This window comes from Streptomyces sp. NPDC002698, from assembly GCF_042888945.1.
Classification (GTDB): domain Bacteria; phylum Actinomycetota; class Actinomycetes; order Streptomycetales; family Streptomycetaceae; genus Streptomyces.
Genome location: NZ_JBIAQM010000015.1, coordinates 85,086 through 98,175, shown reverse-complemented (window position 1 = coordinate 98,175; position 13,090 = coordinate 85,086). Strand labels below are relative to the sequence as shown.

At 72.5% G+C, this 13,090-nt stretch carries 9 protein-coding genes; 7 read left to right on the top strand and 2 right to left on the bottom strand.

What is annotated here, in order from left to right; translation table 11 throughout:
• Nucleotides 1–734: 734 nt before the first annotated feature.
• Together ACFYW9_RS22110 and ACFYW9_RS22105 are read right to left on the bottom strand one after the other, a co-directional pair.
• A complete protein-coding gene (locus tag ACFYW9_RS22110; RefSeq protein ID WP_389152888.1) occupies nt 735–1,592 on the bottom strand; it encodes a ribonuclease BN in 858 nt (285 codons plus the stop codon).
• A gap of 170 nt (nt 1,593–1,762) precedes the next feature.
• Nucleotides 1,763–3,271 (bottom strand): arabinofuranosidase catalytic domain-containing protein, encoded by a 1,509-nt coding sequence (locus ACFYW9_RS22105; protein ID WP_389152885.1) that lies wholly within the window; start codon nt 3,269–3,271, stop codon nt 1,763–1,765.
• A 495-nt stretch (nt 3,272–3,766) separates the two neighbouring features.
• Between ACFYW9_RS22105 and ACFYW9_RS22100 the strand changes: the two genes are divergently transcribed.
• The 7 genes from ACFYW9_RS22100 (at nt 3,767) to ACFYW9_RS22070 (ending at nt 13,020) form a co-directional block, all read left to right on the top strand.
• Nucleotides 3,767–6,532 carry a phosphoenolpyruvate synthase gene (locus ACFYW9_RS22100; RefSeq protein ID WP_389152882.1) on the top strand — a complete coding sequence of 922 codons (2,766 nt, stop codon included), beginning with the start codon at nt 3,767–3,769 and terminating at the stop codon, nt 6,530–6,532.
• The gene (locus ACFYW9_RS22095) at nt 6,529–8,181 is read left to right on the top strand and encodes a hypothetical protein (RefSeq protein WP_389152879.1); all 1,653 of its coding nucleotides are present in this window, start codon (nt 6,529–6,531) and stop codon (nt 8,179–8,181) included. The genes ACFYW9_RS22100 and ACFYW9_RS22095 overlap by 4 nt, the downstream gene beginning before the upstream one ends.
• Nucleotides 8,182–8,291: 110 nt before the next feature.
• A complete protein-coding gene (locus ACFYW9_RS22090) occupies nt 8,292–9,446 on the top strand; it encodes an SDR family oxidoreductase (RefSeq protein WP_389152876.1) in 1,155 nt (384 codons plus the stop codon).
• Nucleotides 9,443–10,387, top strand: a complete 945-nt coding sequence (locus tag ACFYW9_RS22085) for a nucleoside-diphosphate kinase (RefSeq protein WP_389152873.1) — start codon at nt 9,443–9,445, stop codon at nt 10,385–10,387. Before ACFYW9_RS22090 ends, ACFYW9_RS22085 begins: the two co-directional genes overlap by 4 nt.
• A gap of 10 nt (nt 10,388–10,397) precedes the next feature.
• A complete protein-coding gene (locus tag ACFYW9_RS22080) occupies nt 10,398–11,378 on the top strand; it encodes a ScbA/BarX family gamma-butyrolactone biosynthesis protein (protein WP_389152870.1) in 981 nt (326 codons plus the stop codon).
• Nucleotides 11,379–11,527: 149 nt separating this feature from the next.
• Complete coding sequence (locus ACFYW9_RS22075) at nt 11,528–12,370, top strand: hypothetical protein (RefSeq protein WP_389152867.1); 843 nt, start codon at nt 11,528–11,530, stop codon at nt 12,368–12,370.
• Complete coding sequence (locus ACFYW9_RS22070) at nt 12,367–13,020, top strand: nitroreductase family protein (protein WP_389152864.1); 654 nt, start codon at nt 12,367–12,369, stop codon at nt 13,018–13,020. The genes ACFYW9_RS22075 and ACFYW9_RS22070 overlap by 4 nt, the downstream gene beginning before the upstream one ends.
• Nucleotides 13,021–13,090: the final 70 nt, after the last annotated feature.

Here is a 13,090-nt window from a genome sequence, read left to right as displayed (position 1 = left end):
GGGCGCTGCTCGGACTGACCCTGTCGGCGGTGGCCGTGGGGCCGAGCCTGTACGTCCCCGGAAAGGTCGCCACGGAGGCGGCCTTCCGCGACGCCCGGCCGTGCGCCGGTGAAGCCGCGGCACGGGACGGCGGAGCCGCGGCACGGGACGACGGCGCCGGCTGCCTGCGCACGGTCCGGGGCACGGTCCTGTCCGCCCGGACGGTCAAGAGCGGCAGGACGAAGGTCTTCCGCGTGCGGCTGCGGCCGCCGGTTCCCGCCCCCGCCGATCAGTCCATCGACCTCGACGCGCACGGCGACCTCTCCGAACTCGTCCAGCCGGGGGAGGAGATGGACGTCACCACGTGGCGGAACGACGTGGTCTCCGTCAGCCAGGGCGGGGTGCGCGAGAGGCTCGCGGGACTGCCGGACGAGGACCCCACCGTGTTCACCGGAGCCGCCCTGGTCGTCGTCTGGTCGGCGGTCCTGGCCTTCATCGCCGCGTTCGGCAGCGCCCGGCGGGCCCGCTGCCTCGCCACCGGGCGCCCCGTCGTCCCCCGGGTCCCGTTCGGCAGGGCCAAGCCCGTGGGCGTGGTGGCCGTGCCGCTGGTCGCGGCCTTCTGCGCCGGTCATTTCTGGGACACCTGGACGGCTGTGGTCATGGCGGTGGTCCTCTGTGCCCTGATCGCGGTCCCGGCCACGATTCTCGCCCTGCGCTGGGACCGGGAGCCGGAGTTCGAGGAGGGCCGCCCGGACTCACCCCCTACGATGCCGCGTCCGGCGCAGAAAGGTCTCCACCGCGGTGATGATCTCCTCGTGCGCCAGCCGCCCCACCAGCGCGCCGCCGAAGACGACGACGCCGACACCGACCAGCCAGGACTGGACGACCAGGACGGTGCCGAAAGGACCGTAGTTGACGGTGCTGGAGGCGATCAGGGGCGAGAAGACCAGACGCGAGAACATCCGTAGACCGAGCAGGCCGAGTGCCGTCAGTACGGCGCCGGGCAGGAGGGCCTTCCCGGCGATCCTGCCGCCGAGCAGCATCCACTGCGACCACCAGAAGAACAGGACGGCGCTCAGTGCCGCGGTCACCGTTCCGGCGGTCGAGTGGCGCCACAACGTGGTCGTCGCGGTCACGTAGATGGTGCCGATGAGCACGGCGAGCCAGAGGACCTGGCGCCATCTGGCGTACCAGCGTGCCGCGGGCAGGTCCCAGATCTTCTCGTAGCCGGTCTGCACCGCCGCGCCGAAGCTCAGGCCGAAGACGGCGAGCGCGGCGAGACCGAAGGCCGTCGTGGTCTGCCGCACCTGCGCGGGCCCGGCGAACAGCCGCGCGACCTCGTCCCGGGCGGCCCTGGACACCCCGAGGCCGTCCCCCAGCCACTGTGCGAACCCCCGCCCGTGTGCCGGATCGGCGGAGGAGACGACGACCAGGAGGGGCACCAGCGTGAGGAAACCCAGGGCCGCGAAGCCCAGCGACCGCTGACCCAGCTCGATGTCCTTGCCGTGCCGCCATCCCCGGCCGGCCGGGGAGTCGCGCAGCGCCGCGGACAGCCGTACCCGCGCGGTGGGCCGGTCGTGGTCGTCGGCGTCCGGCGGGGCGTTTTTCGGCATGCAGACCGATTACCACAGACGACGCCGACAGCGTCAAGGGCGGCTTGCCGGTACGGGGTCCGTTCTCGCCGGATCCGGCGAGAACAGTCACGGGCGGGCCGCCCGTCACCCACGACGGGCGGCCCGGCCGGACGTCGAGTCCGGCCGGGCCGGGGGGTGGTGAGACGGAGTCAGCTCAGTGCGAACTTCTGTGCGGCGGAGCCGTTGCAGTCCCAGATGCGCAGGCGGGTGCCGTTGGCCGTGGCGCCGTCGGGGGAGTCCAGGCAGCGGCCCGACTGCGGGTTGAGCAGCGAGCCGTCGGCGCGCTGCACCCACTTCTGGCCCCCGACCCCGTTGCAGTCCCAGAGCTCGACCTGGGTGCCGTCGGCGGTGCCGTTGCCGATGATGTCCAGGCAGCGGCCGATGGTGCCGAGCGATCCGTTGGCGTTGTGCGTCCAGTACTGGTCCTCGGCGTACGACTGGCAGTTCCAGAGCTGTACGGCGGCGCCGTTCACCCCGGTGTCGTCCGCGGCGACGTCGACGCACTGGCCGCCGGGACCGCTGATGGTGCTCTGCGGACCGTTCGGGACGTTGGTCTGGCCCGAGTAGCCCACGGAGACGATGTTCGCCTGGACGGCGTTCTCGGCCGCGTCGGTCGGATAGCCCGCGACCATGACGCCCTCGAAGAACGTTCCCATGTTCCAGTTGCTGTTGTCGCCGCCCGTGCCCAGGATGATGCCGCCCTCCTGCTGCATCGGCCGGTAGCCGCCCCGTGTGGGCAGCCCTCCGTCCCACCAGGTGGTCAGGCCTCCCGACTGCGAGTTGCCTCCCTTCAGCGCGTAGGTGGTCTGGCCGTTGTTCTTCAGGACCGCCGTCACGTACGTGCTGTTGTTGCCCTTGTTCGCGGTGTTGGAGCCGTTGTCGCCCTGGAACATGCCGTTCTCCAGGTCGGCCTCGACCCAGGGGCCGGACCCGCTGCAGGGAGCGAAGTAGCAGGTGGTGGCGATGGACACGGCGTCCATGTGCCCGTTGCCGGTGTCGGCGGGAGTGGCCTCGGCGTTGCCGTAGTCGAAGCAGCAGGCGGAGCCGACGTGGGTGCCACTGGCGACCATGTAGGCGCCCTCCGGCCGGCCGTTGACCGCGGTGCCGGACGCGGCGCCGTGCGAGCGGTAGCCGACCCCGGGGGAGATCCAGATCCCGTACACCTTGTGGCCGCCCGCCGTGACGGACAGTTCACCGGCGTCCGCACCCCGGTCGGCACCCATGCCGGCCGTGCCCGCGGGACCGGGGAACAGGTCGTTGTGGCGGGACGTCTGGTCGTACACCTTCGAGATGCTGCACGTGGTGTTCGCGCAGAAGCCGTCCTGCCGGGCGGCGTTCGCGTAGCCGCCGGCCGCCAGCAACCCGATGTCGGCGCTCGCGCCGTCGGAGACGCGGGTGACCTGGTAGAGCGGGCCGTTGTACGCGGTGAACAGCGCGCGGGTCGAACTGTGGGCGGCGACGCACGGGGTGTCCGCGGCGGCGTAGATGTCGCAGGGCTGGGAACCCGCGGCCTGGGCGATGCCGGGCATGCCGACGAGGACGGTCACCAGGAGGCCGAGGACGGCCCCGACGGACAGCAGGGCGTGGCGCGGCCGGGGTGACGCCCCGGCTGCGAGCGAGGGGAAGAGAGGCGAGGAGGCAGATCTTCTTCTGCGCATGTGTGCTCCCGGAGTGGAGGGTGGAGCTACAACTCGCCCTCGGGACAGCCGAGTTCAGGGCTGCCTGGCGACTGAGACGGAAGTTACAAGCGCTGGTCGATTGCGTCAATATTTGTTGCTTTCCTTTCTGGTCGACCTTTTCCGGTGTCCGAACGTGTGGCTTTGTGGAGCCCGGCGGTCTGTGCGGAGGTCTGCTCCGGCCGACGGCCTCACTCCGCCGGGGCGGGCGAGGCGACGGGGACGTACGCGGTGTTACTGCCGCGTACCGCCACCACGGGCCGGCCCGTGACCGGTGCCGGGCCGACCCACTTCGGCCGGATCATCCCGTTTCTCTTCACGTCCCCGGCATTCGCCCTGAACAGCGGCGCGCCATCGGAAGATGAAGGAGGTACGACGACCGAAAAGCGCCTACGGCGGCCCGCCCGAGTTTTTTCGACCGGCTCTGCTGTGCAACATTCGAGCGAGGTCGAGCAACAGCCTCGGAGGGGAAACGCATTGTCGCCCACCACGGGATCCGAACACCGGTCCCCGCACGTTCTCACACAGTCCAGCGACGAATCCCTTGTCACCGAATGGGCCGGTGGAAAAGGGAAGAACCTGCACACCCTGACCGCGTCCGGATTTCAAGTACCGCGATGGTCGGTCATCGGCCTGGACGTATTCGCGGAATTCAGCCGCGGCAGCGGCCTCGACGGGCACCTGAAGCGGCTGCTCGCCGACGACTGGGAGCCGAAAGCGGGCCGGATCACCGCCGAGATCGCCGGCCTGATCGAGGCCGCTCCGCTCGACGACCGCCTCACCGACGCCATCGGACTGGCCTACGGCCTGGCCGGCGGGGGCGCCGTCGCGATCCGGTCGTCCGGTGCGCAGGAGGACGGCGCACGCCACTCGTTCGCCGGCCAGTTCGACAGCTTCCTCAACGTCCGCGGCCTCGACGAGGTCGTCGCCCATGTCCGCCGCTGCTGGGCCTCGGCCTTCAGCGAACGCTCCCTGCGCTACCGCGCGCGCCACGGGCTGGCGATCGACACCGGAGGCGTCGCCGTCATCGTGCAGCGCATGGTGGCCGCCGAAGTCAGCGGTGTGCTGTTCACCGCCGACCCGGCGAGCGGGCGCACCGACCGGCACGTCGTCAGCGCCGTCCACGGACTGGGGGAGGGGCTGGTCTCGGGCGCCGTCGACGCCGACACCGTCGTCCTGGACGCCGCCACCGGCGAGCCGCTGACCACGGTGATCGGCGACAAACGGGAGCGCTACGACGCCGGATCCGGACCCGGCTGCCAGGTGTCGCCCGTCGCCCGCGAGGACCGCGCCCAACCGGTGCTGACGGCCGCCCGGCTGGCCCGGCTGCACGCGGCCGGGGCCCGCGTCGCCGCCCGGTACGGCGCCCCCCAGGACATCGAGTGGGCCATCGACGAGGACGCCCTGTGGATCCTGCAGAGCCGGCCCGTCACGACCCTCGCCCCGGCCACCGGCCCCGCGCCCGAGCCCGGACAGGACCTGCGGCTGTGGGACAACTCCAACATCATCGAGAGTTTCAGCGGTGTCGTGTCCCCGCTCACCTTCAGCTTCGCCGCCGACACCTACGCGAAGGTATACGACAGCTACGCCCGGGCCCTGGGCGTCCGCGGGGAGCGGCTGCGCGAGGTGCGGGAGTGGACCCCGTACCTCCTCGGCTATGTCCACGGACGGGTCTACTACAACCTTTTCCACTGGTACCGCATGGTGCGCCTCGCCCCGTTGTACCCGCTCAACCGGCGCGTCCTGGAGAAATCCCTGGGAGTCGCCGAGAGCATTCCCGACGAACTCGCGGACACGCTCCACCCGTTCACGCCCCGGCGCGGGCTGCGCGGCCATGCCTCACGTCTGACACGTACGGTCATCTTTGCCGGAAGATTTCTCACCATCCGAAAGTCCGTCGACACGTTTCATCGAGATTTCTATCGCGCATACACGGTATTCAACAATGTCGACTACGACGCGCTGCCGGGAGACGAGACCTACCGCCGTTTCCGGCGGCTCCAGCGGGAACTCATCGAAAAATGGGGCCCGATGCAGACCCTCGACGCCACGATCCTGCTCTCCGTGGGGCTCCTGGCCCTGCTCACCCGCAGATGGCTGCCGGCCGCGCCCGAATGGTTCGTCTGGGCCGCTGCGGCCCCGGGCGACACGGTCGAGTCCGTGGAACCGGTCTGGGCCCTGCGCGAGCTGGCCGCCCAGGCGCGTGCCGACGCCGACATCCCGGCGCTGCTGGAACGCACACCCGACTCCGAGGCCCGACAGGCGCTGGCCGACGGCGGTCACACCGGCTTCCTGCGGGCCGTCGACGCGTACATCGCCGACTACGGCTACCGCAGCCCCGACGAACTCAAGCTGGAGGTCCCCGACCTGCGCGAGAACCCGGCGGGAGTCTTCGCGCTGCTGCGCGAGGTCCTGCCGGACACCGGCGACGGCGGCGGCACGCCGGACCGCGGCGGCGAGGCCGACGCCTACCTCGACGAACACCTGAGCCGTCCGCGACGCCTGGTGTACGAACGGGTGCGCGGCAAGGCCCGGGCCGCCCTCGCCGACCGGGAACGGCTCAGGTTCTGCCGCACCCGCGCCTTCGGAGCGGCCAAGCGCATGCTGCGCGCCCTGGGCCGCGATCTGGCGCGAGCCGGTGCCGTCGACGCCTGGGACGACGTCTTCCTGCTGCGTCTGGAGGAGATCCGGGGCGCCTACGAAGGCACGATCGCCCATACCGAACTGCGGGACCTGGTCGTGCTGCGCCGCCGGCAACAGGCCGCCGACGCCGAACTGCACGCGCCGTCCCGCTTCACCACCCACGGCGCGCCGTACTGGTCCGGCAACCTCGAACGGGCCGGCTGGAGCAGCGGCCCCGCCGCCCCCAGCGGCGCCCGCGAACTGACCGGAGTCCCCTGCTGCCCCGGCGTCGTCGAGGGGCCCGCCGTGGTCACCGACACCCCGCGCGACATCGGCGGCGGCATCCTGCTCGCCTACCGCACCGACCCGGGATGGGTGACCGCGCTCTCCTCGGCCGCGGCCCTCGTCATCGAACGGGGCAGCCCACTGACCCATGTGGCCGTCGTGGCAAGGGAGCTGGGCATTCCGACCGTCGTCCAGGTCAAGGGCGCCACCACCGAGATCCGCTCCGGCACCCGGCTGCGGGTCGACGGCGCCGCGGGGACGGTCACCGTACTCGCCGACCCGCCCCACGACAGCCCGGCCGCCGCGGACAGCCCCCGAACGGAGACACACCAGTGATCCTCACCGAGGAACGGCTGCAGGACCTGCTCGACAAGTCGCTCGCCGAACTCCCCCCTGACACCGAGTGGGCCGTGACCCTGGAGGGCTCCATCGCGGAAGGGTTCGGCAACCCCTCCTCCGACATCGACTTCCTGCTCGTGAGCCGCACGGACGACGATCTGCCGACCATGCCGTCGCTGCTGTTCGTGGACGGCAGGCGGGTGGAGATCCGCACCCGGTCGGTGCGCCGGCTCGCCGACCAGTTCACGGCGCTGGAGCAAGGAGCGGGACGGCCGGGCCGGATCTCCGAGGATCTCCTCAACCGCTGTCAGCGGGTGCTGCACAGCCATCCGCTGCGCGGGCACGGCCTCATCGAGGAAGTGAAGGCGCTGCTGCCCGTGGAGCGCTTCCGCCGGATCGCCGCCGACTGGTGGGCGCACCGGGCCCGGCAGTCCCTGCGGCACGCGATGGCGCTCCAGTGCCTCGGTGAGAGCGAAGAGGCGGTCGACTGGACGCGCGCCGCGCTCGTGCAGAGCGTCAAGTCCTGGGCGGCCGGCCTGGGCGAGACCTATCTCGAACCCAAGTGGCTGTCCATGCAACTGGACCGGGCGGGACGGGCGGACATACGCGACCGCTACTGGGAGCTCGAATCGGCCGCGGTCCGGCCCGGCGACACCGATGCCGCCCAGGCCCACCTGACCGGCTGCCTCGACTTCGCCGAGAACCTCGGACTCACCAAGGTCCCCCGGCGGCCCGAGCGGCTCACCGTCGAACGCGTGGCCCGGGTGACCACCTGGCAGACCGGCGAACGGATCCACGTCGTCCGCGGCCGACGCGACGTGTTCGTCCTCGGCGCCGACGCCGGAGCCGTCTGGCGCTCCCTCGTCCTGGGCAGGCCGCTGCCCCGAGTGCTGGCCGGGGCCGCCGGTACCGGGGTCGCCGATCCCGGAGCGCTGTTGGCCGTCTTCCTGCGTTACGGACTGATCCGCCTCGCCTGGAAGGGCGGCGGCGCCGTCACCCCGGCACTTCCCCTCGCCGCTCCGCCCGGCCCCGTGACCCCGCCGCCCTCCACCGCGCAGCCGCTGCTCTCCGTGCGCGGCGCGGCCGTCGGCGAAACCCGCTCGGTCGACCTGGTGCCCCTGCCCGCCGACCGGTTCGCCGCCGCCGCCATGGCTCTGGTGTGGTCCAACGTGGTGGTCGAGAACGCCGTCGAGGACCTGACCGGGGCCCTGCGCAGAGGCCAGCACCGGGTGGCCGAACTCACCGCGCGCCGCGCCGTGCACGCCGCGCTGCGCGCGCTGTTCAGCGCCCACGGGGTCGATCCACTGCCCGCGGACGCCGACCTCGTACGGCGTATGGACCTGCTTCCCGCAGTCACCCGGCCGATCGGCGTGCACGCCGCGGAGCTGCTGGTGCGGGGCGTGGACTCGGCGGAGGACGGCGCCGCCCTCCGCGCGGAGCTGCGTCGCTTCATCGGCCTGGTGCGGGGTGCCGTGGGCGCCGACTCCTTCCCGCTCTCGTTCGACTCCGCCCACACCTGGCGGGCGACGCTGCAGCTCGGCCACGACTGGCTGCGCATGGGCGCCCACCTCGGCGCGGAGCTGCCCATCGAAGAGGCCCGCGACCTGCTGGCCGGCAACGGGGCCCAGCCTCATCAGGCCCGGTGACGGCGCCGGGCTCCCGAGCATCCCACCCGACGTTCCGCGCGGAGGATCCACCGATGTCCGATCCGATGAACTCCGGTCCGATGAAAACCGATACGTCGGCTTCCGATCCGATGACGTCTCAGCCGAGGGTGGCCGACCCGACGGCGGCCGATCCGGCGGTGCCCGATCCGGCGGTGTCCGGCCCGATGACGGTGCTGGTGACCGGCGCCAGCGGCTTCGTGGGCGCCGAGGTGACCGCCCGGCTCACCGCCGCCGGTCACACCGTGCTGGCCGTGCTGCACCGCAACGGCGACCTCGTCCGCAACAACGGCAGAAGGCTCACCGCAGATCCGGGCACCCTCACCCGGATGACCGGTGACATCACCCGCCCCGGCCTCGGACTGAGCGGCGACGACCGGCGGCTCGCCGCCACCGCCGACCGGATCGTGCACTGCGCCGCCGTCACCGACTTCGGACTGCCACCGGAACGGTACGAGCGCGTCAACGCCGAGGGCACCCGGCACGTCCTCGGCGTCGCCCTGGCGGGCGGTGTCCCCCTGGTGCACGTCAGCACCGCCTACGTGTGCGGCGAACGCGACGGCACCGCGTACGAGGACGAACTCGACCTCGGCCAGCGCCCCGGCAACGACTACGAGAAGAGCAAGCTGGCCGCGGAGACCCTCGTCCGCAAGGCCGCGGCGGACGGCCTGAGAGTCGCCGTGGTCCGCCCGAGCATCGTCACCGGCGCCACCCGCACCGGCCGTGTCCGCGACCTCAAGACCATCTACCCCGTGCTCCGCGTCCTGACCAGAGGCCTGGTCCGCACCGTGCCCGGCCACCAGGACGCCGTCCTCGACCTGGTCCCGGTCGACCGGGTCGCCGACCTGGTGACGGAGGCCGCCATCCGGTTCCAGGACGCCGAGGGCCGCACCCTGCACGCCGTCGGCCACGAGCTGACCCTGCGGGACATGTCCGACGTCCTCGCCGAGTACCCGTCCCTCCACGTGCCGCGCTTCGTCCCCCCGTCCGCGTTCTCCGCCACGGCCCTGCCCGGCCGCGAACGCCCCTACTACGACCGTGTCGTCTCCCTGTACGCCCCCTACTTCCGGCGCCGCGTCCGCTTCGACGCCACCCACGCCGAGGACTTCGGCCACCGCCCGCCCGCGACGGGCGCACATGCCTACCTGCGCCGCCTCCTCGACCACTGCCTCGCGACCGGCTACCTCGGCCCGACCCCGCGCAAGGAGCCGGCCGCCGCCCGACCCGACGGGAGCACCCACCGATGACGCCCGCCCACCCCACCGAACCCTCGTACGGCATACCCGTCTCACCGCTGCTGACCTGCCACCCCGACAAGCAACGCCTGTACGGCGCGGACACCTACTACCAGGAGAGCCACGACCAACTCGCCGCCCTCACCGGCGACATCACCGGCTTCGCCCACCGGCACGCACTGCTGCTCCTCAAGCCCGACGCCGTCGTGGCCCGCCGGCTGGACGTGGCCGTGGACTGGCTGGCCGGTCAGGGCTTCAGGATCGTCGGCGCGGCCGTCACCCGGCTGACCCGCACCATGATCCGCTCCCTGTGGTACTTCCAGTGGAACCTCGCCACCCCCTACCGCAGGCGGCTGGCCGCACTCTTCCTGGAGGACGCCGACGCCCTCGTGCTCCTCGTCCGACCCGTCCACGACCTGGACGTGCCCGCCTCGGTCGAACTCACCCGGCTCAAGGGACCCACGGACCCGGACGCCCGCAGGCCCGGCCAGCTGCGTCATCTCCTGGGCCGCTACAGCTACTTGCTGAACCTCGTGCACACCCCCGACGAACCCGCCGACGTCCTGCGCGAGTTGGCCGTCCACTTCGACGACAGCGAGCGCGACCGCCTGTTCCGCTCCGCCCTCGCCGACGAGGACCGCACCGGGCATGCCCGGGAACTGACCGGCCGGTTGTACGACGCGACCGCGCCCCGGGACCTCGCCTTCGATCCCGCCGTCGCCCGGCTGCGCGCCACCGTGTCCCGGCACCCGGGCACCGACCCCTCCGCCACCCCGCGCACGCTGCTGGAGACCGCCTGGCGGCTGGAGATCGGACTCGACCCGTGGGACGCCGTCATCGTCGGCTCGAAGGTGCTTCCCATGCGGCAGCCGGGCCGGACGCCCGTGCTGGACGGAGCCGACGCCGACACCTGGCGCCTTCACCTGGACACCGTCCGCGTCACCGCGAACTGAGGAGCGGCCCATGCAGTTCACCCGGACACTCCCCAAGGAACTGGTCCACCGCTCCGCGACGGCGGAGGTCTTCCTGACCGACGCCGAACGGCACGGCGAGAACGAGATACTGCTGGCCGCACGGTTCCCCCGCCGTCACGCCTTCTACGACGACACCACCGGCCCCGGCGACCGCCTCGACCCCTTGCTGCTCCTCGAGGCGTGCCGGCAGGGCATCTTCGTGGTGGCCCACCGCCACCTCGGCGTCCGGCTGGGGCACAAGTTCCTGCTCCGGGCGGTCGAGTTCGAGGTGCCGGACCCGGCCGCCCTCACCCGGGAGGACCGGCCCACCGAGGCGGTCGTCGTCACCCGGATCGAGAAGCGGTTCCGGACCCGGGCCGAAGTACGGGGCCTGCGCCTCTGCTTCACGCTGGCCATCGGCGGCCGGGAGGCCCTGCTGGCCCGCATCGACTACTCCTGGATGCCGCCCGAGGACTGGACGCGTCTGAGGGCCGGACAGCGCGGCGCGCTCGGCCTGCCGGCCGTGCCCGTCGCCCTGCGCGGAGCACGCGTCGAGCCCGCACTCGTCGGCCGGCGCACCCCTGCCAACACGGTCATCTCCCCGCCGCGCACCGCGGACGACGGCACCCACACGGCAGACCTGGTCGCCGAGACCAGCCACCCCACCCTCTACGACCACTGGGTGGACCACGTGCCCGGCATGCTGGAGCTGGAGGCGTTCCGCCAACTCGCCCTGCGCGCCTGCGTGTCCGCCGGAACCGTCCGCACACCCAGCCCGCTGCCCGTCGCCCTGAGAGCACGGTTCCGATGTTTCGCCGAGATGGATCTGCCGCTGGTGTGCCGGACCGCTCCGGCCCGGCCGGGCGCCGACATCGAGTGCACCCTGCGCCAGCCAGGCACCCTGGCCGCCGAGGCCAGCATCAGGCTCGCCGACCCGGACACCCGACCGGCTCGTTCCGTGGCGGCCCCGACCACCCACAGGGCCGCATGAGTTCGGCCGTACCGAACCGAGACGCACCTCACCGGAAGGTCCCCGCAGTGCCCACCGCCGCTCCGCACGTGCCCGCCCGACCGGGCCGGCGTCTGCCCGCCCGCCCTGGCCGTCAGGTGCCCGCTCGACTCGGCCGTTTCGTGCTGCGCATGTTCCGGCCGCAGATCTACGTCACCTACGGGCTGCTGTGGGTCCTCGCCCTGGAGGGCACGGCGGTGGCCGCGACCGGCACGGCCTGGCGTCCCTCCGGTGCCACCGCGATCCGGGTCGTCAGCGTCGTACTGGCCCTGTTGTTCCTGCGGATGCTGGACGAACAGAAGGACCTCGCCCACGACCGTGTCCACCACCCGGACCGGCCGCTCGTCACCGGCGCGATCAGCGCGGCCGAACTGCGCGGCGCCATGGGGGCGATCACCGTGGTGGTGACCGGTCTGAACGCGGCCCGCTCGACGACCGACGCCCTGCTGATTCTCGCGGCCCTCGGATACGGGCTGTTCCTCGCCCCGCTGGAACGGCTCGTTCCCGCCGTGGGCGAACGGCCCCTGCTCGGCCTGGCGTTCACCTACCCGGTCCAACTGCTGCTCGGCGGCTATGTCTACGGATCCCTCGTCGCCGCGGGGACCGTCACCGCCGACTGGCGCGGCGCCGTGCTGCTCGCCCTGTGCGCCTGTGTGTTCCTGCACTTCGAGTTCGCGCGCAAGACCGCCTGGGAAGCGCCACCGGGCGCCCGGCTGTACTCGTCCGTCCTCGGCCCGAGGCGCGCCGCGGCGGTGACCGCGGGCTTCGCGGCCGGCGCCGTCGGCTGCGAGGTCGCGCTGCTCGCCCCGCACGGTCCGCTCGCCCTGCTGCCCTGCCTGGCGGCCGTCCTTCCCGCCCACGGCACCCGGCGGTTCCTGGCCGCCGGCCACGGTGGGTGGCCGGTGCCCGCCGCGATCGCTTTCGTCGTGGCCACCCACCTCGCGCTGGTCGTCCGGGCGGTGCTGCTGCCATGACCGCCGAACTTCCCCTGTCCTGCGAGGAGTTGCTGACCACCACGCGGTCGGTGCGGTACGGCCTCGACCTGGACCGGGCGGTGGACCCGGCCCTGGTCGAGGACTGTCTGAGCATCGCGCTCCAGGCGCCGAACGGCTACAACCGGCAGAACTGGCGCTGGATCGTGGTCACCGACCCGCGCGTCCGGACGGATGTCGCCGAGGTGTACCGGGCCGCGTTCTACGAACGCAACTCCGCCCGTCTCGACCGGCCGGCGGACCTGCCCGAGGGCGTACGCTCGGTCCTCGTCTCCGCCCGGGCGCTGGCCGACCGGCTGCACCGGGTACCGGTCCTGGTCATCCCGTGCCTCGAAGTGCCCGGTGGACAGCTGCCCACGGGCAACCAGGCCGGTCTGTGGGCGTCGTTGCTGCCGGCCGCCTGGAGCTACGCGCTGGCCGCCCGCAGCCGCGGCCTGGTCACCGCCTGGACGGCGGTGCACCTGGACCGTGAACGGGAGGTCGCCGACCTGCTGGGCCTGCCGCCCACGGTCCGCCAGGGCGCCCTGCTGCCCACGGCCCACCCCCTGCGCGACACGTTCCGCCCGGGCCCGAGGCTGCCCCTGGACCAGGTCCTGCACCACGACGGCTGGCAGGGCACCCGGCAGGCCTGAAGCCCCGCGCGCGGGAACGATTCGGCCGTTCCGCGCGGGGCTCGGCCGACCTCCGATTTCCGCCGCCCGC